Source organism: Paracoccus sp. SJTW-4 (genome assembly GCF_047716885.1).
Classification (GTDB): Bacteria; Pseudomonadota; Alphaproteobacteria; order Rhodobacterales; family Rhodobacteraceae; genus Paracoccus; species Paracoccus solventivorans.
Genome location: NZ_CP136681.1, coordinates 2,570,795 through 2,590,558, shown reverse-complemented (window position 1 = coordinate 2,590,558; position 19,764 = coordinate 2,570,795). Strand labels below are relative to the sequence as shown.

At 71.3% G+C, this 19,764-nt stretch carries 14 protein-coding genes; 4 read left to right on the top strand and 10 right to left on the bottom strand.

Going from position 1 to position 19,764, the window contains the following annotated elements; genetic code table 11:
* Nucleotides 1-153: 153 nt before the first annotated feature.
* Complete coding sequence (locus RSP45_RS12655) at nucleotides 154-1,002, bottom strand: glycosyltransferase (RefSeq protein ID WP_415392204.1); 849 nt, start codon at nucleotides 1,000-1,002, stop codon at nucleotides 154-156.
* The gene (locus tag RSP45_RS12650; protein ID WP_084732181.1) at nucleotides 1,002-1,979 is read right to left on the bottom strand and encodes a DMT family transporter; all 978 of its coding nucleotides are present in this window, start codon (nucleotides 1,977-1,979) and stop codon (nucleotides 1,002-1,004) included. Before RSP45_RS12650 ends, RSP45_RS12655 begins: the two co-directional genes overlap by 1 nt.
* A 327-nt stretch (nucleotides 1,980-2,306) precedes the next feature.
* Here RSP45_RS12650 and mprF point away from each other — a divergent pair, with 327 nt between their 5' ends.
* Nucleotides 2,307-4,922 (top strand): bifunctional lysylphosphatidylglycerol flippase/synthetase MprF, encoded by a 2,616-nt coding sequence (mprF, locus tag RSP45_RS12645; RefSeq protein ID WP_415392203.1) that lies wholly within the window; start codon nucleotides 2,307-2,309, stop codon nucleotides 4,920-4,922.
* Here the strand turns inward: mprF and RSP45_RS12640 are convergent.
* The 4 genes from RSP45_RS12640 to RSP45_RS12625 are packed head-to-tail and all read right to left on the bottom strand — an operon-like array spanning nucleotide 4,919 to nucleotide 8,719.
* Nucleotides 4,919-5,893: an oligopeptide/dipeptide ABC transporter ATP-binding protein gene (locus RSP45_RS12640; protein WP_415392202.1), complete on the bottom strand. Its 975-nt coding sequence runs from the start codon at nucleotides 5,891-5,893 to the stop codon at nucleotides 4,919-4,921. The genes mprF and RSP45_RS12640 overlap by 4 nt on opposite strands.
* Nucleotides 5,890-6,858, bottom strand: a complete 969-nt coding sequence (locus RSP45_RS12635) for an ABC transporter ATP-binding protein (protein WP_415392201.1) — start codon at nucleotides 6,856-6,858, stop codon at nucleotides 5,890-5,892. The genes RSP45_RS12640 and RSP45_RS12635 overlap by 4 nt, the downstream gene beginning before the upstream one ends.
* Nucleotides 6,855-7,715 carry an ABC transporter permease gene (locus RSP45_RS12630; protein ID WP_415392200.1) on the bottom strand — a complete coding sequence of 287 codons (861 nt, stop codon included), beginning with the start codon at nucleotides 7,713-7,715 and terminating at the stop codon, nucleotides 6,855-6,857. Before RSP45_RS12630 ends, RSP45_RS12635 begins: the two co-directional genes overlap by 4 nt.
* The gene (locus tag RSP45_RS12625; RefSeq protein ID WP_415392199.1) at nucleotides 7,712-8,719 is read right to left on the bottom strand and encodes an ABC transporter permease; all 1,008 of its coding nucleotides are present in this window, start codon (nucleotides 8,717-8,719) and stop codon (nucleotides 7,712-7,714) included. Before RSP45_RS12625 ends, RSP45_RS12630 begins: the two co-directional genes overlap by 4 nt.
* 805 nt (nucleotides 8,720-9,524) lie before the next feature.
* Here RSP45_RS12625 and RSP45_RS12620 point away from each other — a divergent pair.
* The 3 genes from RSP45_RS12620 (at nucleotide 9,525) to ligD (ending at nucleotide 14,673) form a co-directional block, all read left to right on the top strand.
* Nucleotides 9,525-11,123 carry an ABC transporter substrate-binding protein gene (locus RSP45_RS12620; protein ID WP_415392198.1) on the top strand — a complete coding sequence of 533 codons (1,599 nt, stop codon included), beginning with the start codon at nucleotides 9,525-9,527 and terminating at the stop codon, nucleotides 11,121-11,123.
* Between the two features lie 205 nt (nucleotides 11,124-11,328).
* On the top strand, nucleotides 11,329-12,156 hold the full coding sequence (locus tag RSP45_RS12615; protein WP_415392197.1) for a Ku protein: 828 nt from the start codon (nucleotides 11,329-11,331) through the stop codon (nucleotides 12,154-12,156).
* 3 nt (nucleotides 12,157-12,159) lie between these two features.
* Nucleotides 12,160-14,673, top strand: a complete 2,514-nt coding sequence (gene ligD / locus RSP45_RS12610; protein ID WP_415392196.1) for a DNA ligase D — start codon at nucleotides 12,160-12,162, stop codon at nucleotides 14,671-14,673.
* A gap of 511 nt (nucleotides 14,674-15,184) precedes the next feature.
* On the opposite strand, the gene RSP45_RS12605 is transcribed toward ligD, so the two are convergent.
* From RSP45_RS12605 to RSP45_RS12590, 4 genes are all read right to left on the bottom strand, one after another.
* A complete protein-coding gene (locus RSP45_RS12605) occupies nucleotides 15,185-15,979 on the bottom strand; it encodes a Ku protein (RefSeq protein ID WP_415392195.1) in 795 nt (264 codons plus the stop codon).
* Nucleotides 15,980-16,047: 68 nt separating this feature from the next.
* Nucleotides 16,048-16,524, bottom strand: a complete 477-nt coding sequence (gene comJ / locus RSP45_RS12600) for a competence protein ComJ (protein ID WP_415392194.1) — start codon at nucleotides 16,522-16,524, stop codon at nucleotides 16,048-16,050.
* Nucleotides 16,525-16,620: 96 nt separating this feature from the next.
* Nucleotides 16,621-17,574, bottom strand: coding sequence for an FAD:protein FMN transferase (locus RSP45_RS12595; protein WP_415392193.1), 954 nt, complete (start codon nucleotides 17,572-17,574; stop codon nucleotides 16,621-16,623).
* Nucleotides 17,555-19,762, bottom strand: a complete 2,208-nt coding sequence (locus tag RSP45_RS12590) for a PepSY domain-containing protein (RefSeq protein ID WP_415392192.1) — start codon at nucleotides 19,760-19,762, stop codon at nucleotides 17,555-17,557. Before RSP45_RS12590 ends, RSP45_RS12595 begins: the two co-directional genes overlap by 20 nt.
* Between the last annotated feature and the right edge of the window lie 2 nt (nucleotides 19,763-19,764).

The window sequence follows — 19,764 nt, the reverse complement described above, 5'->3', positions numbered from 1 at the left end:
TGGACGGGACAAATTCCACAGGAGCAAGACAGGCCGCGGTGATGACCTTGCAGGTTCTGGGATTCCCGGGCGCTTTCGCGTCGGGGTGTGCGGCGTATATGGGGAATCGCCCCGCCTGTCAATCTGCGCGCGGGCCGGCGCCGGGGCGGGCGGTCAGCGGCCCCATTTCGGCCGGTCGGCCCCCGGCAGCGCCGCCGCCCGCACCATGAGGTCCAGCGCCGGCAGGTCGACGCCGAAGCGCCGGGCAAGCAGCGGCGCCAGATCCCCGGGCGGGTCGGTCCAGGGGTAGTTCGGCCCCAGCGCGCCTGAATCGTTGTCGTGGTGGACCCCGCGCAGGAACATCGGCCGGTCATTCACGGCAATCCCGTTCATGTGGCTGCCGATGCGCCAGTGCTCATAGTCGATGCAGCTCTGCGGCGCATCCGGCCGCTGCCAGATCACCAGCGCCACCCCGGTGGCATAGACGTGGCGGGGCAGCGGCTCGACCCCGGTTTCCGAGGCGCGCAGGATCACCCCCTTCATATAGTCGCAATAGCCGCGCCCGTCGCGTTTCAGCATCGGAATCAGCAGCCGCAGGTCGCGACGCGCCCGCGCCACGAAATCCAGCGCCACCGCATCGTCGTCATCCTGCTTGAACTGCCCCACCCAGTCGGCCGCGGCCTCGACATGCGGGCGCAGGGCGCGGGCGCAGGCGGCGCGGTGGTGGGGCATGGGGGGCACCAGCTCCACCGCGATCTGCGGGTGGGCGGCGGCGATCTCGTGCAGGCGGCCCAGATACGGCTGCGGCAGGTCGGGGCCGGTCATCACCACCACCCGGTAATCGGGGTCGCTCTGCCCGACCAGCCCCGGCAGGGTCACCGATTCGAACCACGCCCAGCGGCGGGCCAGCCGTGCCGGGTCATAAAGGAACGCCCGGCGGTCCTCGATCGAGCCGTGTTCCACCTGAAAGCCGCGCCCGCCCAGATAGGAAAACCGGCACAGCCCCAGCAGTTGTGCCCGCATCAGGGCCGCACCCCCGGCACCGGCGCCGCCCGCCCCTGCCCCCGCCCCTGACGCAGCCGCGATTCGCGGATGATCGAGTAAAGCCCGGCGCCGACCACCAGCGCCGCCCCCGCCCAGGTCCAGCCATCGGGCCGGATCCCGAACACCGCCAGATCCAGCAGGAACGCGAACACCAGCAGCGTGTAGCGGAAAGGCGACACGAACCCGACCTCGCCCACCCGCATGGCCGAGACCACGGTCAGATAGGCCACGGTCAGGAAACCGGCGGCAACACACAGCGCCGCCAGCTCGGCCGGGGTGGGCAGGCGCCAGTCGGCCAGCCCGCCGGTCAGCGGCGCCGACAGGGTGACGCCGACGGCGGCGCACAGCGCCACGCTGCTCGACCGCACTGCGCGGCTGAAGCCGCGGCTGGCCAGATCGCGCGCCACCACCGCCAGCACCGAGGCCACAGCCAGCAGCGCCACCGGCTCGAACGCCGTGGTGCCGGGGCGCAGGATCAGCAGCACCCCCGCCAGCCCGACCACCGCCGCCGCCATCCGCCGGACCCCCAGCCGCTCGCGAAACAGCAGCGCCGCCGCCACCATGATCAGGATCGGCTGCGCCTGGTTGATCGCCGACAGCTGCCCGATCGACATGAACTGCAGCGCGCTGAGATACAGCAGCGTGGCGGCGACCTCGGCCACGGTGCGGAACGCCAGCAGCCCGCGGTCGCGCCGCCCCTCGGGCAGGGCAAGCCCGCCGTCGCGCCGCACCAGCACGAGCAGCACCAGCGTCACCATCACCCCGCGGATGAAGATCGCCTGCGACAGCGGCAGGGTCTGGATCGCCAGCTTCATCGCGCTGTCGTTCGACACGATCGCCAGCATCGACAGGGTCATCAGCCCGGCGCCCAGCAGGTTTTCGGCATGGCCGGCACGCGGCTGCGGGTCCGGCAGCGGCCCGCGCGTCGGGCCGGTCGAGATCAATGAGGGGCGCATCAGGCTTCCGGGCGGAGAGAGGGACTGTCCGCCCGAGTATCGCCGCGCCGCTGGAATATGGAAGCCTCGCCGGAGAGGCCGCCGCGTATGACCGGACCGGCCGCCCCCTCGCCGCAACGAAGCCGCGCGGCGCAGTCGCCAAGCCGGGCCGCATACGCGGGCGCCAACCGCGTGTCCCGCCGGCAAAACCGCACCCCTGCCGGAACCGCCACCGGGCCCGGGCGCTTTCCCCTCGCGCCGCGGCTCGGCATTGCGGTCCGGCCGCATCATGGTTTTCCCTGCGCCACGATCAGGGTATCAGCGGCACCGGTATCACGGCAGGCGTTCATGTCCGACGAGGCGAATATTCCCGAAAACACCTCGGCTCTGGGATGGCGGCTGCGGGCGGCGGCGCCCTATCTGGCGGCGGTCGCGCTGTTCCTGCTGGGGTTGCTGGCGCTGTATCACCTGCTGGCCCCGGTGGACCTGCACGAGGTCGCGGCCCAGGTCCATGCCACGCCCTGGACGGTAACGGGGCTGGCGCTGGCCTCGACGCTGGCGGGGTATCTGTGCCTTGCCGGCTACGACTGGTCGGCACTGCGCTATCGCGGCAAGTCGCTGCCGCTGCCGGTGGTGCTCAGCGGCGGGCTGATGGCCTATGCCTTTGGCAACACGCTGGGGCTGACGCCGATTTCGGGCGGAGCGGTGCGCTGGCGGGTCTATTCCGGGCTGGGGCTGGACGGCTACGACATCGCCGCGATCTCGACCTTCACCTCGGTGTCCTTCGGGGTGATGACGACGCTGGTCGGGCTGGGGGCGCTGGCGCTGCATCCCACCGCGCTGACGGCGATGGTCCCGGTCGCGCCGGCGACGATCCGGGTCTGGGCGCTATTGGCAATCGCGGCGATCGTGGTGCCGCTGGTCTGGGCCGCCTGGGGCGAGCGTGCGGTGACGCTGGGCCGCTTCACCCTGCGCGCGCCGCGGCTGTCGGTGCTGGCGGGGCAGGTGCCGATCAGCCTGGGCGACCTGACGTTTTCCGCACTGACCCTGTACCTGCTGCTGCCGGACGGGGCGCCGGGCTTCTTCACCTTTGTCGCGGTCTTCGCCGCCGCGACCATGGCCGGGGTGATCAGCCACGTCCCCGGCGGCATCGGCGTGTTCGAGGCGATCATCCTCGCCGCAATGCCCGCCGCAATGCCCGCGGCCCAGGTCGCCGCGGCGCTGCTGCTCTACCGGCTGATCTACTACATGGTGCCCTTTGCGCTGGCGCTGGTCACCATGGCGCTGTTCGAGGGCTGGCGCCTGGTCGGCCGCCCCCTGCCCGGCTCGCGCCTGGGCCGGGCGCTGGCGCTGATCGAGCCGGGGCTGCGCGCGGTCTCTCCGCTGGCGCCGCTGGTGCTGGCGGCGATGACCTTCGGCTCGGGTCTGTGGATGAGCCTGTCGGCGCTGCTGCCGCCGCTGACCGAGGCCGCCGAGACCGCCGAGACCCTGTTCCCGCTGGCCTTCATCGAAAGCTCGGCGCTGCTGTCAAGCACGCTGGGCGCGGCGCTGATCGTGCTGTCGCTGGGGCTGTTGCGGCGCTCGGCCGGGGCGTTCTGGCTGACGCTGGCGGTGATGGCGGGCGGCATCGTGGTGGCGCTGATGCCACCCAGCGACCACCGGCAGGCGGCGACGCTGGCGCTGGCGATCCTGATCATGCAGCCGTTCCGCCGCGCCTTTCACCGCAAGGCGGTGCTGACCCATGCGGTGCTGACCCCGGGCGGGCTGGCGATGCTGGCCATCGCCGCCACCGGTTTCGGCTTTGCGCTGTTCCTGGCCTACAAGAGCACCCCTTATGCCAACGAGCTGTGGTGGCAGTTCGCCACCGACAGCCGCGCGCCAAGGGCGCTGCGCGCCAGCCTGCTGGCGGGGCTGACGCTGGGGCTGGGGGCGCTGGTCATGCTGCTGCGCACGCCGCGCTATCGGCCGCTGCCCCCTTCGGCCGAGGATCTTGCCGCCGCCGGGCGCATCGCCGCCGCCAGCGGCCACCCCGACACGATGCTGGTGCTGACCGGGGACAAGTCGGTGATGTTTTCCCGCGACCGCCGGGCATTCGTGATGTTCGCGCCCTCGGGGCGGTCGTGGCTTGCCTATGGCGGCCCGGTCGGCCCGCCCGACGCCGCCAATGAGATCGCCTATGATTTCGTCGAGGCCGCGCGCAATTCCGGCATGGCCCCGGTGTTCTACGAGATCGGCCCCGACGACGTGACCCTGATGCTGGCGCTGGGGATGACGCTGCACAAGATGGGTGAGGCCGCCGAGGTCGCGCTGCCCGGGTTTTCGCTGGAGGGCCCCGGCCGCAAGCGGCTGCGCGCGGCGCACGCGCGGGGCCTGCGCGACGGGCTGAGCCTCGACCTTGCCGCCTCGCCCCACGATCCGGCGCTGATCGCGGCGCTGCGCGAGATTTCCGACGATTGGCTGGCGGCGCGGAATGCGCGGGAAAAGGGGTTCTCGGTCGGGCGCTTCGACCCCGACTGGCTGGACCGCTGGCCGGTGGCGCTGGTGCGCCAGCACGAGCGCATCGTCGCCTTTGCCAATCTGCTGCCGACCGGGGACGGCCAGGCCGCGACCATCGACCTGATGCGCCACCGCCACGATGCCCCGCCCGAGACCATGGAGTTCCTGTTCACCGCGCTGATGCTGGCGCTGAAGGATCGCGGCTATGCAAGGTTCTCGCTGGGGATGGCGCCGCTGTCGGGGTTGCAGCCGGAACGCAGCCGCCGGCTGTGGGACCGTTTCGGAGCGCTGATCTATCGCCACGGCGGCAGTTTCTACAACTTCGCCGGGCTGCGGGCGTTCAAGGAGAAGTTTGCGCCCGAGTGGCGCCCGCATTACCTGGCCGCCCCCAGCCGCCTGCCGCCGCTGCGCCCGCTGGCCGACGCCGCGCGGCTGATCGCCAGAAAGCCGCCGAACGGACGCGGCTAGCCGGCATAATGGCAGCGCACTTGCCTGCCGCCGGGCAGCGCCCGCAACTCCGGCGCCGCCTGCGTGCACAGCGGTCCTTCCATGAAGCAGCGCCCGGCAAACCGGCAGCGCGTGGCGCAGGGGTTGACCGGGCTCTGCGGCTCTCCGTCCAGCTTGATGCGCCCGGCCCCGCGGGGGCGCAGCGACGGGATCGCCGACAGCAGCGCCCGCGTATAGGGGTGGGCGGGGGCGCGGTAGATGTCGGCCGCCGCCCCTATCTCGACGATCTGCCCCAGATACATCACCGCGATGCGCTGGCACAAAAGCCGCACCACGTTCAGGTCGTGGCTGACGAACAGCAGCGCGATGCCGCGGTCCCGCCGCAGCCGGTCCAGCAGTTGCAGCACCGTCGCCTGCACCGAGACATCCAGCGCCGAGGTCGGCTCGTCCAGCACCAGCAGCTGCGGCTCGACCACCAGCGCGCGGGCGATGCCGACGCGCGCCTTCTGCCCGCCGGAAAGCTGGTGAGGATAGCGGTCCAAGAACTCGAGCGGCAGGTTCACGGCCGCCGCCGCCTCCTCGACCCGCTGGCGCAGGGCGGTTCGCGACAGCGGCCCCAGCAGCCGCCCCGCCGGATCGGCGATCGACTGGAACACCGTCAGCAGCGGATTGAGGCTTTCGGTCGGGTCCTGAAACACCATCTGGATCGCGCGCCGCCGGTCCGAGCGGGCAAAGCGCGACACCGATTCGCGGCTGATCTCGTCCCCGTGCAGGAACAGCTGCCCCCCAGTCGGGTCCAGCAGCCGCGCCAGCAGCCGCGCCAGGGTGGACTTGCCGCAGCCGGATTCCCCGACCAGCCCCAGCGCCTCGCCGGCGTGGATCGTCAGGTCCACCCCATCGACGGCGTGCAGCATTGGCGCCCGGCCGAACAGGGTTTCCCGCCGCAGCCGGAAATGGCGGCTGAGGTTGCGGGCCTGAAGCAGCGCGGTCATGGCAGGTTCCGGCAGGCGGCAAGATGCCCGGGCGCGATTTCTTCCAGCGCCAGCGGCCCGGGCGCATCGCAGCGCGGCAGGCGGCGGGGGCAGCGCTCGGCAAAGCGGCAGGGCGGCAGGTCGGCGCGGCGCAGGTCGGGCAGGCTGCCGGGGACCGCCTGCAACTGCGCGATGCTGCCCGCCAGCGACGGGACCGAGCGCAGCAGCCCCGCCGTATAGGGGTGGCGCGGGCGGCTCAGGATCGCGGCGGTGGGCGCCGCCTCGACCACATGGCCCGCGTGCATGATCACCAGCCGGTCGCAGGTCTCGGCCGCCAGCGCCAGATCGTGGGTGATCAGCGCCACTGCGGTGCCGGAATCGCGCGCGAGGTTGCGGATCAGCTCCATGATCGCCGCCTGGGTGGTGACGTCCAGCCCGGTGGTCGGCTCGTCCGCGATCAGCAGCCGCGGCGCGCAGGCCAGCGCCATGGCGATGCCGACGCGCTGGCACAGGCCGCCGGAAAGCTGGAACGGATAGGCAAGCGCCCGCCGTTCCGGGTCGGGGATTCGGACATGGCGCAGCAGCTCCTGCACCCGCGCGCGGACGGCGCACCGGGACAGGGCGCTGTGGCGGGCCACCACATCGGCGATCTGGTCGCCCACCGTGCGGATCGGGTTCAGCGCCGTGCGCGGGTTCTGAAACACCATCGCCGCACCGCGCCCGCGCCAGGCGTCCCGCGCCCGCGGCGTCATCGCCAGCAGGTTTTCGCCCTGAAACAGGATCTCGCCGCCGGTGATGCGGGCAGCGCGGTCGAGGATCCCCATCACCGCATAGGCCGTCACCGACTTGCCCGAGCCGGATTCGCCGATGATCCCCAGGATCTCGCCCGGCGCGATGTCGAAGAACAGCCGGTCCAGCGCGTGGACGGTGCCGTGGCTGGTGTCGAACTCGACCGACAGGGCGCGGATGGACAGCAGCGGCGTCATCTGCGCAGCCTCGGGTCCAGCAGGTCGCGCAGCGCATCGCCCAGCAGGTTGAAGGCCAGCACCGCCAGCATCAGCGCCAGCCCGGGAAAGGTCACGATCCACCACTGCCCCGAGGCGATGAACCGCGCCCCCTCGGCCACCATAATTCCCCATTCCGGGGTCGGCGGCCGCACCCCCAGCCCCAGAAACGACAGCGCCGCCGCGTTCAGCACCGCCCAGCCCAGATTGACCGAGGCCTGGATCACCAGCGGCGCCGCGATGTTAGGGATCAGGTGGCGCAACAGGATCCGCCAGTCGCCCGAGCCGCCCGCGCGCGCGGCCTCGACGTAGCCCAGCGCCCGGCGCGGACGCACCTCGCTGCGGGCCAGTCTGATGTAGAAGGGCAGGTTCACGATGGCGGTCGCATAGACCACGTTGATGACCGAATTGCCCAGCGCGGCGACCAGCGCCATCGCCAGCACGAACAGCGGAAACGCCATCAGCACATCGACCAGCCGCGACACCACCGTGTCCAGCACGCCGCCCCAATAACCGATGATCGCCCCCAGAGCCGACCCCGCGACCAGCGACAGCGAGACCGCGCCCAGCGCGATCAGCAGGTCCAGCCTCGTCGCAACCACCACCCGCGAAAACAGGTCGCGGCCGATCTGGTCGGTGCCGAACCAGTGCCGGGCCGAGGGCGGCTGCAACGCCGCCGCCGCATCGGTCGCCAGCGGGTCATGCGGAACCAGCAGCGGCCCGAAGGCGGCGGCGAAACACAGCAGCGCGAACAGCACCAGTGCGAACAGGTTCAGCGGGTTGCCCCGCAGCGTGCGGCGCAGCCCGCCTTGCCGCACAGGGTGGACGGGGTGGGTCAATGCCCCGCCCTCGGGTCGATGATCGCCGAGAGAATGTCGACGACCAGATTCACCGCGATGAACAGCGCCGCCATGATCAGCATGAACCCCTGCAACGGCGCGTAGTCCAGGTTGACGATGCTGTCGATCGCGAATGCGCCGATGCCGGGCCAGGAAAACACCCGCTCGACCAGCACATTCGCGCCCAGCATGTAGGAAAACACCATCCCCATGGTGGTTACCACCGGCAGCATGGCGTTGCGCAATGCATAGATCACGACGATCCGGCCCCGCGACAGCCCGGCGGCGCGGGCGGTGCGGATGAACTCGGACCCCAGCGTCGCGATCATCGCGGCGCGGGTCATCCGCGCCAGCGGCGCCAGCGCGAACAGCGCCATGGTCGCCGCCGGCAGCAGCATCTGGTGCAGCGCCGCCCGGAACACCTGCCCGTCCCCGGCCAGCAGCGCGTCGATGGTCAGGAACCCAGTGACGCGCGCCGGCTCGAACAGGAACGGGTCCAGCCGGCCGATGGGCTCGGGAACCACCCCGGCCAGGACATAGAACACATAGATCAGCAGCAGCCCGGTGACGAAGGTCGGCATCGACACCCCCAGCGTCACGACCAGCCGCACCGCATGGTCGACCAGCGACCCCGGCCGCAGCGCCGCCGCCAGCCCCAGCGGCACCGCCACCGAAACCGCCAGCAGGAACGCCAGGCAGGTCAGCTCGGCCGAGGCGGGCAGCCGCCGCGCGAACTCGGCCGCCACCGGCTGCCCGGTCGCGATCGAGCGCCCCAGGTCGCCCTGCACCAGATTGCCCAGATAGATCAGGAACTGTTGGTAAAGCGGCTGGTCCAGCCCCAGGGTTTCGCGCACCGCCGCGATGTCCGCCGCGCTCATCGCCGGGTTCGAGGCAAAGAACACCGCCGGATCGCCGGGCAGCACCCGGGTCAGCAGAAAGGTCACCACCACCACCCCGAACAGCGTCGGAATGGCCGAAAGCAGGCGCAGCCCGACCCGGCTCATGCCGCCCCCCGGGCGCGCGGCGTCGAGGGCGGGGGCGGGGCGGGGCGGGGGCACGTGTCCCGGACAGCGCGGGCAGGCACCGCGTTCGGCAGTTTCCTGCCCCCCCCACCGCCAGCGGGGCGGAACCGGAGAGCCGTTGGCGCGCCCGGGCGCAGGTGCGGAGCCCCCCCCCTTTTGCCAGCGGGCGCGGCAGGGCAGGACCGAAGGGCCGAAATCCGGTGCGGACGCACAGGCCGAACCCGCGCCCCCTTGCCAGCGGGCGCAGCGGGTCCGGAGCAGAGGCCCGATGGCGGGCGCGGGCGCACATTGCCAGCGGGCGCGGCGGGTCGGGCCACGAGAACCGATGGCCGGCCCGCCCGGCCCCGCCCACCGTGCACCCGCCCACCGTGCACCCGCCCGGCCGCGCGCATGGCTCGCGCGACCCCACTCCCTTCGCGCAGCCCCCTGCCCTCGGCCGGCACGGCAAGCGTTGGGCGGGAACCCGAGGCCCGGATGCTGCGCACCGACCCACCCCGTACGCTGCGGGCAGCGGCGGCGGTTGTGCACCTCAATCCCTCGGTCCCTTCGATCATCCCCAGCCCTTGGCATCCACCCCCGATCCGACCGGGGTCTTTTAGCGCGCCTGCCGCGCCGCGGCAAAGCCGGGAATCCGCGGCGACCCAGGCCCGTGCCGGAGCCCCGGCACCCGCCGAGATGCATCAGGGGTTGCCAAGCCTGCCCGCTGCCGGAATGAAAGCGCCACAGTTCTTGCGCCCACCGCGCAGGCCCGGCTGCGGCCGCAACCAGACCAATACGGATGATGCACATGAAACGGCGTGATTTCCTGGCCCTCGGCGGCGCCCTTGGCGCGAGCCTCGTTCTTCCGACGAAATGGGCCCATGCCCAACCGTCGCGCGACGCCATCCTGCGGGTGCTCAGCGAAGGCGCGGCCAATTCCTTCGATACCTTCTCGGTCGGAGTGAACCGCAATTCCATGCAGATCACCTGGAACGTCTATGACCGGCTGGTCCGCTTTGCCTGCAAGGACCGCGGCGACGGCACGGCCATCTACGACTATTTCGACATCGAGCCCGAGTTGGCCGAATCCTATGCGTTTTCCGACGACCGCCGGAGCATCACCTTTCAGCTGCGCCGCGACGCGCTGTTCCATGACGGCACCCCGGTCACGGCCCATGACGTGAAATGGTCGCTGGACCGGGTGGTGGCCAGCCCGATCGGCAAGGCGCAGTTCTCGACCGGCTCGATGACCGAGCCCGACCAGTTCGTGGTGGTCGACGACCACACGCTGCGTATCGAGCTGCCGCAGCCCGACCGCCTGGCGCTGCCCAATCTGGCGCTGCCCTATCCGATCATCGTGAACTCGCGCCTGGCGCTGGAACACGCGACCGAGGACGACCCCTTTGCGATGGAATGGCTGCAGGCCAACCCGGCCGGCGGCGGCGCCTATCGCGTCGCCCGCGCCGAGATGGGGGAACGGATGCTCTTCGAGCGTTTCCCCGACTGGAAATCCGGCCCGCAGCCCGGGTTCGAACAGGTGCTGTGGCAGACGGTGCCGGCCGCCGAAAGCCGCGTCGCCGCCCTGCTGAAGGGCGATGCCGACATCGCCCAGGACCTGCCGCCCAAGGACGTGCAGCAGCTGCTGGAAAATGATGCGGTCAAGGTGGTGGGCGTGCCGACCTCGAGCTTTCAGCTGATCGGGATGAACTGCGGGATGGCGCCCTTTGACGACGTGCGGGTGCGCCAGGCCATCGCCCATGCCCTGCCCTACGAGGCGATGTTCCAGGCGGCGCTGTTCGGCCGCGGCGAGAAGCTGTTCGGCGGCACCCCCGATGTCGCAGAGTCGACCCGCTTTCCGCAGCCGCTGGGCTATGCGACCGACCTTGACCGCGCCCGCGCGCTGCTGGCCGAGGCCGGGCTGGCCGACGGCTTCGACACCAGCTTCTCCTATGAGCTGTCGGTGGCCAGCGTGGCCGAGCCGATCGCCCTGCTCTTGCAGGAAAGCCTGGGCCGGATCGGCATCCGCGTCAGCATCGAAAAGGTCCCCGCCGGGCAGCTGGGCACGCTGCTGCAGGAAAAGAAGGTGCCGTTCTTCTTCGAGGGCTCGATCTCGTATCTGACCGACCCCGATTATTTCTTCCGGGTGTTCTATTCCGGAGAGACGCGCTGGAACTTCGGGTCCTACAACAACCCGGAACTGGACGCGCTGGTCGAGAAGACCCGCTACGAGACCGACCAGGCGACGTATGACGCCGACGTCAGGACCATGATCGAACTGGCCAAGCGCGACGTGCCGGTGATCCTGCTGTGGCACCCGCTGCTGGACGTGGGGATGCTGAAGTCGGTGGAAAACTACAGCTACAGCTTCCACCGCCAGCTGGACTTCCGCCCGCTGCGCCGGGGGTAGCACGGCACGTGGCCGGGAACCCGGAAGCACCGGCGGGCCGCGTCAGCCCGGCGTGGCGATCCGCGCCCGCATGTCCGGCAGGAACCGCGAACCCGACCGGTCGCTGTCTTGGCGCCGCCCCTTGTGACGCCCGCCCCACCCGCCCGGCGGAACCGCGGGGGCTGCCCGGCCATTGATCCCGGGCAGGTTGGGCAGGAGACCGGGCATGGCACCGCGGGCGAACTGGAAGGGCGTGCTGAAGATCGGCGAGGTCGCCTGTCCGGTGGCGCTCTACACCGCGGCCTCGACCTCGGACCGCATCGCCTTTCACACCATCAACCGCGCCACCGGCCACCGCGTCCACCGCGAGTTCGTGGACGCCGAGACCGGCAAGCCGGTCCCGCGCGAGGATCAGGTCAAGGGCTACGCGCTGGCCGAGGGCGAGCATATCGTGCTCGACCCCGAAGAAATCGCCGCCGCCATCCCCGACAGCGACAAGATGCTGGCGGTCGAGGCCTTCCTGCCCTGCGGCGAAATCGACGACGTGTATTTCGACAAGCCCTATTACCTCGCCCCCTCGGACCGCAGCGGGCAAGAGGCGTTTGCCCTGATCCGCGACGGCATGGCGGCGGCAGGGGTGGCGGCCATCGCCCGCACGGTGCTGTTTCGCCGGATGCGCACGGTGCTGATCCGCGCCCATGGGCCAGGGCTGGTCGCCACCACGCTGAACTTCGACTACGAGGTCCGCTCGGCCGAGGCGGCGTTCCGGGACATCCCGGCGCTGGAGATCGGGGGCGAGATGCTCGACCTTGCCCGCCATATCATCGAGACCAAGATCGGCAAGTTCGACCCCGCCGCCTTCGACGACCGCTACGAATCGGCGCTGGAAGAACTGGTGCGCGCCAAGATCGAGGGCCGCGAGATCGCCCCGCGCCCGGCGCCGCGGCGCGAAAAGGTGGTGGACCTGATGCAGGCGCTGCGCGAAAGCGCGCGGCTGGGCGACAAGCCCGCCCGAGGCAAGGCCAAGGCGCCGTCCAAGCGCAAGGCGGGCTGAGCCATGGCGCTGGAAACCTATCGCGAGAAGCGCGACTTCACCGCCACGCCGGAACCCAAGGGACGGCGCGGCAGGAAGGGCGGCAACAGCTTCGTTATCCAGAAACACGCCGCGCGCCGGCTGCATTACGATTTCCGGCTGGAAATGGACGGGGTGCTGAAAAGCTGGGCGGTGACCCGCGGCCCCAGTCTGGTCCCCGGCGAAAAGCGGCTGGCCGTGCATGTCGAGGACCACCCGCTCGCCTATGGCGATTTCGAGGGCACCATCCCCAAGGGCGAATACGGCGGCGGCACGGTGATCGTCTGGGACCGCGGCAGCTGGACCCCCATCGGCGACGCGGCCCGCGGCTATGCCAAGGGGCACATGGAGTTCGAGCTTGCCGGCGAAAAGCTGCACGGGCGCTGGCATCTGATCCGCATGCAGGGCAAGCCCGGAGAGCGGCGCGAGAACTGGCTGCTGATCAAGGGCGACGACGAATTCGCCCGCAACCCGGACGACCCCGACATCCTGACCGAGCGCCCGGAATCGGTGAAGACCGGCCGCGAGATCGCCGAGGTGGCCGGAGAGGAGCCCGGCTGGTCCTCGAAAACCGGGCCGATCCCCAGGCGCAAGCCCCGCGCCCGCAAACCCGAGCCCGAGGAGGAAACCGAAGCCCCGACCCCCGACCCCGGCGCGATCAAGGGCACGGAAAAGGAGCATCTGCCGGATTTCATCGCGCCGATGCTGGCCACGCTGGCGCCCTCGGCCCCCACCGGCAAGCGCTGGCTGCACGAAATCAAGTTCGACGGCTACCGCCTGCAGGCGCGGATCGAGGCCGGGCGGGTAAAACTGCTGACCCGCAGCGGGCTGGACTGGACCGACCGCTTCGGCAAGCAGGTGATCGCCGAACTGCGCGACCTGCCCCTCGGCACCGCGCTGATCGACGGCGAGATGGTGGTCGAGGCGGGCAGCGGCGCCTCGGATTTCTCGGCGCTGCAGGCGGATCTGAGCGAGGGGCGCAGCGATCGTTTCATTTTCTACGGTTTCGACCTGCTGCATCTGGACGGGTATTCCCTGCGCGACCTGCCGCTGGTCGAGCGCAAGGCGCTGCTGGAGAGGGTGCTGGCCGAGGCCGGCGGCCGGCTGCGCTACAGCAGCCATTTCGAGGAAAGCGGCGCCATGGTGCTGCGCCACGCCTGCCGGCTGAGCCTTGAAGGCATCGTGTCCAAGCTGCGCGACGTCCCCTATCGCCCCGGCCGCGGCAAGTCCTGGATCAAGTCGAAATGCTCGGCCCGGCAGGAGTTCGTGATCGGCGGCTATGTGCCCTCGTCCACCGCGCGGCAGGCGGTGGGGTCGCTGGTGCTGGGCGTGTTCGAGGGTGATCGGCTGGTGCATGTCGGCCGCGTCGGCACCGGGTTTTCCACCGCCGTGGCCGAAGAGCTGTTCCAGCGGCTGGAACGCATCCGCGCCGACGCCAGCCCCTTTGCCGGGCGCCTGACCGCCGAGCAGGCGCGGCAGGTGCGTTTCGTGCGCCCCGAGCTGGTGGCCGAGGTCGAGTTCCGCGCCTGGACCGCCGACGGCCATCTGCGCCACGCGGCCTTTCGCGGGCTGCGCGAGGACAAGCCCGCCACCGAGATCGTGCGCGAGACCCCGGCTGAACCAGCCCCGAAAGCCCCGCGCCCGAATGTGATCCTGACCCATCCCGACCGCGTGTATTGGCCCGAACAGGGCATCACCAAGGAGGGGCTGGCCGATTATTACACCCAGGTCTGGCGCCGCATCGCGCCCTTTGTGGTCAACCGGCCGCTGGCGCTGCTGCGCTGCCCCGACGGGATCGACGGCCAGAAGTTCTTCCAGAAACACGCCTGGAAGGGGCTAAACCGCAATATCCGCCTGGTCGAGGACCCCAAGGACCCCGGCGACCCGCTGATCGCCATCGAGGATCTGGACGGGCTGATCGGCCTGGTCCAGTCGGCGGCGCTGGAAATCCACCCCTGGGGCGCGACGCTGGAGGATTGGGAACGCCCGGACATGATCACCATGGACCTCGACCCCGGCGAGGGCGTCCCCTGGCAGCGGGTGATCGACGGCGCGCTGGAACTGCGCGAGCGGCTGCAGTCGGCGGGGCTGGCGGCCTTCGTCAAGACCTCGGGCGGCAAGGGGCTGCATGTGGTCTCGCCCCTGAAACCCCATGCGGCCTGGGCCGAGGTCAAGGCCTTCACCAAGGCGATGGCCGAGGCGATGGCGGCGGACGCGCCCGACCGCTACGTCGCCACGATCAGCAAGGCCAAGCGCAAGGGCAAGATCCTGATCGACTATCTGCGCAACCAGCGCGGCGCCACCGCGGTCGCCGCCTATTGCCCCCGCGCCCGCCCCGGCGCCGCGGTCTCGACCCCGCTGGAATGGGACGAGCTGTCGCCCGAGATCGGCCCGGATCACTTCACCCTGGACAACCTGCCCACAAGGCTGGCAGCCCTGCGCCGCGACCCGTGGGAGGGATATCTGGCCGCCGCGGCACCGTTGAAGCCGGGGAAGTGAGTCCGGGCGGTTTTTGAACGGCAGCGTCGGGGGGCGAACCGGGGGCGCGGCCCCCGGACCCCCGGGATATTTCTGCAAGGAAGAAGGATCATGCGCCCAATTGTTCCGCAGGGTTAACCTGCAGCGCCTGCCATCCTGCGGGATCGAGCGGGATTATCCGGTTGCGGCCAGTTGCTGCTGGGCGGAGGCTGGCTTGGGCGAGAGTGCCGCCCCTGCAAGGCGCGCTGGTCCGGCCATGCTTGATTTCGCTTTCCACCATGGCGATGTTGATCCTGTGGGGTCGTGTGCCAGACTGGTAATGGGGATGAGCCGACAAATAGGCTGATCGATGTTGGTTCGAGGCCAACCCACCCTCACACCCCCTTTGTTTCACGCGCAACCGCTCGATCCGTTCAGCATCTGCCCCGCGCCGTTCCGGTATGCCGCCGCGTGCCGGAGATGGCTGCGCACAGACATATCTGAGGGGCGCGCGAGGCGGGGCCGCATCGGCCCGGTCCGGGCAACGATCAAGCTATTTCTTCCGCTCTGCCGCGAGGCTGCGTTTCAGGGCGTCCATGATGTTGACCACGTTGTCGGGGGGCTCGGCCGCCGTCCTCGCCCTAGCCGGGCGCTTCTGGCGCTTTTTCTTGGCGGCGATGATCTCCAGCAGCCGCTCCTGCACGGGGTCGGTGGCCATCCCGGGGTCCCAGTCGCGCGTGTGTTCGCGGATCAGCTGCTTCATCAGCGCCATCGCCGCGGCGGCGGGTTTTTCCGGCGCGATGGCGTCGAAATAGTCGCGGGGATCGCGCAGTTCGTCGCCATAGCGCAGGGTCCAGACCACGATCCCCCGGCCCCGCGGCTCGAGCATCACCGCGCGTTCGCGCCGGTACAGCACCAGCCGCGCGATCCCCACCATGCCGGTGTCCGCCATCGCCTCGCGGATGACCGAGAACGCCTCTTCCCCGATGCGGTCGGCGGGGGCCAGGTAATGCGGGGTATCGTACCAGATCCAGCCGATGGAATCGGCGGGCACGAACATCTCGATGTCGATGGTGCGGGTGCTTTCCAGCGCGATGCTGTCCAGCTCGTCATCCTCGAGCAGCACGAACTCGTCCTCGCCGCGGGGATAGCCGCGGGCCTGATCCTCGTCGGGGACCGGGCGGGCGGTTACCGCATCGACATAGCGGCTGACCACGCGGTTACCGGTGCGGGCGTTCAGCGTGTGAAAGCGGACCTTGCCGGATTCGCTGGTCGCGGGCGCCATGGTCACCGGGCAGGTGACCAGCGACAGCTTGAGATAACCTCTCCAGAACGAGCGCGGCGCCATGGGTGCAGATCGGTTTGTTGCGGACAGCACCCCAACCCGGCGCGAGGAGGAGTCGTTCCCGGCAACCGTTACTGTCCGACCGGCGAGGCAGGCTCGGCGTCGCGGCGCAGCACCTGCTCGGCGGTGATGTCCCCGCCCCGCTTCAGGATGCGGAAGCTGGGGGCGTCCTCGAGGGTAAAGCTCAGCCGCAGCAGATAGGCGCCGGGCGGGCCGGGAAGTCCCTGATAGGTGACGATATAGCTGCCATTTGGGACCGCGACCGGGGTGGTGTCGAAGATCGTGCCGATCCGCAGCGGCCCGGTCACCCGGAACGGCACCTGCACCGCCCAGAGCGCCTGCGGGTCCAGCGTGGCGGTGGCGCTCAACTCGACCTGGATGCGGGCTTCGCCGTCGTGGTCGGGGACGCCGAAGGACACCAGCCGTTCCGACCAGGCGAAGCCTTGCGCGACGTGATCCTGGGTCCACAGCAGCCCGGGGGCGGGATGGTCGCCGGCCTGCACCACCAGCTGCGCGTGGTCGATGATCAGCGGGAAATCTGCCAGCATCTCGGGGCTCCTTGGTGAAGCGGCGGCGGGCGGGCGGCCGCCATCAGGATTCCGCCAGTGGGGCCACCCCGCAAGCCCTTTTCCACAGGTCCCGCGTCAGCCCGCGCCGAACAGCCGCCCGACCGGCTGCGCCCGGATCGCGCCGTCCTCGCGCAGCAGGAACAGCGCGTCCAGGCCCAGCCGACGCGCCAAGGCCGCGCCGCGCTCTGCCCCCAGCACCAACAGCGCGCTGGCCCAGGCGTCGGCGCTGGCGCAGTCCGGCGCCACCACCGTGACCGAGGCGGGCGGGTCCGGCAGCGGCCCGCCGCGGCGCGGGTCCATGGTGTGCGACAGTTCGCGCGCGCCCACCCGCACCCGGTGGCGATAATCGCCCGAGGTCGCCACCGCCGCGTCCTGCAGCGCAAGCACCGCACGGGCGGCGCGGCGGGCGGGATCGGGGTCCTCGACCGCGATCGGCCAGGCGCTGCCGTCGGGGCGCAGCCCCATGGCGCGCAGCTCGCCGTCGATGCCAACCAGCGCGGCATCGATACCGTGGGCGCGCAGGGTCGCGGCCAGCCGGTCGACGCCGTGCCCCTTGGCGATGCCGTTGAGGTCCAGCACCACCGGCGCGCGCTTGCGGGCGTGGCCGCGGGCTGGGTCAAGCTCCAACAGCTCATGCGCAGGCGGCCGGGGGACGTCCAGCGCGCGGGCGATCCGCTCGGGGTCCGCCGGGGCGGGGCCAAAGCCCCAGGCGGCGACCGCATCGCCCACGCCGATGTCGAAGGCCCCGCCCGAGGCGCGCCCGATCCGCAGCGCCAGCGCCAGCACCGCCATCAGCTGCGCCGGCAGCGCCACCCAGTCGCCGGGCGGGGCGGCGTTCAGGCGCAGCAGGTCGCTGTCCGCCCGCCACAGCGACATCTGCGCATCGACCTCATCGACCGCGCGTTGCAGCGCCGCGGCGACCGGGCTCGGGTCGAACCCGGACGGGGCGAAGAACAGCGCCGACCAGCGCGTGCCCATGGTGGGGCCGTTCAGTGCGTGGCGGCAGGGGTCAGAACACGTCTTCGGCATAGCGTCCCTCGGCTTTCAGCAGCGCCGGGGTCAGCCCGGCGGGGGCAAGGATCTCGGCCAGCGCGGCCCGCACGCCCGCAGCCATGTCGCGGCCGCCGCAGACCATCACCTGCGCACCCTGCCGGACCAGGGCCGCGACCTCGGCCGCGTCCCGGCGCAGCGCGTCCTGGACGTAATGCGGCTGCGGGCCGCGCGACTGCGCGGTGGACAGCCGCGCCAGCCGCCCCTGTTCCTGCCAGCGCGCCAGATCCTCGCGATACAGGAAATCGCTGTCCTCCTTGCGCATCCCGAAGAACAGATGCACCGGGCGGCGGCGGCGGTTGCCGCGGATGAAGCCGGCCAGCGGCCCGATGCCGGTGCCCGCACCGATCAGGATCAGCGGAGAGCGGCCGCGGGGGGCGCGAAAGCCCGGGTTCGGGCGCAGGAACGCCGCCACGCTGTCGCCCGGCGCCAGATCGCACAGCTGCCCCGAGCACAGCCCGCCGGGCTGCTTGCGCACCACGATCTCGACGAACCCGTCGCCCGCGCCCGAGGCCAGCGAATAAAGCCGCGGAACGGAAGAGCCCTCGGGCAGGATCCCCAGCAGGTCGCCGGCGCGATAGCGGGCCAGCCCCTGCCCGGTCAGCCGTTGCCACAGCGTCGGGCGCGGGCGGGCAAAGCGCAGGACCACCGTCGGCGCCTGCACCTCGGCCCCATAGTCGCGGCGCGACAGCAGCCGCAGGGTCTCGGTGCGCGGCACCACCGGCTGGTGGACCAGCTCGAGCGGCCGCCCCAGCGCCTGCCCAAGGTCGCGGCCCCAGCGGGCGAAGTCCTGCGGCGACTGCCGGTCCACCGTGGCCAGCGGCAGCAGCTGCGGCCAGCCCTTGGCGTGGGCGGCCTCGGCCACCGCCTCGGCATAGGCGCAATAGTCCGGAAAGCCGCGGTCGCCGAAGCCCAGCACCGCCAGCGGCGCGTCCGGCGCGCGGTCCAGCTGCGCCAGCCGATCCAGGAACCCCTTGGCCGAGGAAGGCGCGGCGCCGTCGCCATAGGTCGCGGCCAGCACGATGAACCGCGCCGCCTGCGGGTGGCGCGTCGGGTCGAAACCCGCCATCGGCGCCACATGGACGCTGTGGCCCGCCGCGGTCAGCGCCGCGTGCAGCGTGGCGGCAAAGCCCCAGGTGGTGCCGCCCTCGCTGCCGACCAGCAGCACGGTGTCGGCGCGCGCGGCCGGGGCGTTGCCGCGGATGCGCGGGCGGGCGCGGCGGGCGGCCAGCCACAGCACGCCGCCCGTCGCCGCCATCACCGGCACCCCCAGCGCCATCAGCCCCAGCAGCAGCCCCAGCACCGCCGCGCCGCGCCCGGTGTGCAGCATCTTCACGATGCCCGACAGGCGCTGCCAAGGCGACAGCGCCACCCAGGACAGCATCTCGCCATTCCCCTGGTCCAGATAGCCGCTGCCCGCGCTGGTCTTGAGCAGATGCGCATCGGTCGCATCCGCCGGATCGGCCAGCGACAGGCTGCCAAGCTCGGCCACCGGCAGCGCCTGCAGGGCGGGGATGGCGGCAAGCTGCATCCCGGTAGCGCCGCTGACCTCGGCCGGGAACACCGGGGCCGAGGCGCCGTCCGGCAGCAGCTCGAAGGTCGAGGCACTCATCCACAGCGCCGTGGCCGAGGACAGCACCAGCCCCACCACCGCGACGCGGGCGATCTCGACATGCAGCCGGCCGGACAGCGGACCGCGCAGCCGCGCGAACCAGTGCCGCCAGCCGCCGACGCGCCGCGCCACCAGCAGGATGCCCGAGCCCGACAGCAGCAGCATCGCCGCCGCCCCCGCCGCCGCCACCATCCGCCCGGCATCGCCCAGAAACAGCGAGCGGTGCAGCCCGGTCAGCCAGCGCTGCACCGGGTTCGGGTCGGCCGAGCCGACATCCAGCCCGGTCGCCGGGTCGATCACCGCCGATTGCGGCTGGCCGTCGGCGAACCACCAGGCGGTGATGCGTCCCGAGGGCGCGCGGCGGATCTGTTCCAGCCCCGGATGGCTGGCGGCGATACGGCCGGAAAGCTCGGCCACGGTCAGGCCGGCTTCGGCCTGCGGGGCGGCAAGGCGCTCGGCCGCCGGGAACAGCGACAGCGCCGCACCGGAAAGCGCCAGCAGCGTCACCAGCAGCGCGGCGACCAGCCCCGGCCAGCGATGGAATGCGCGGGTCATGG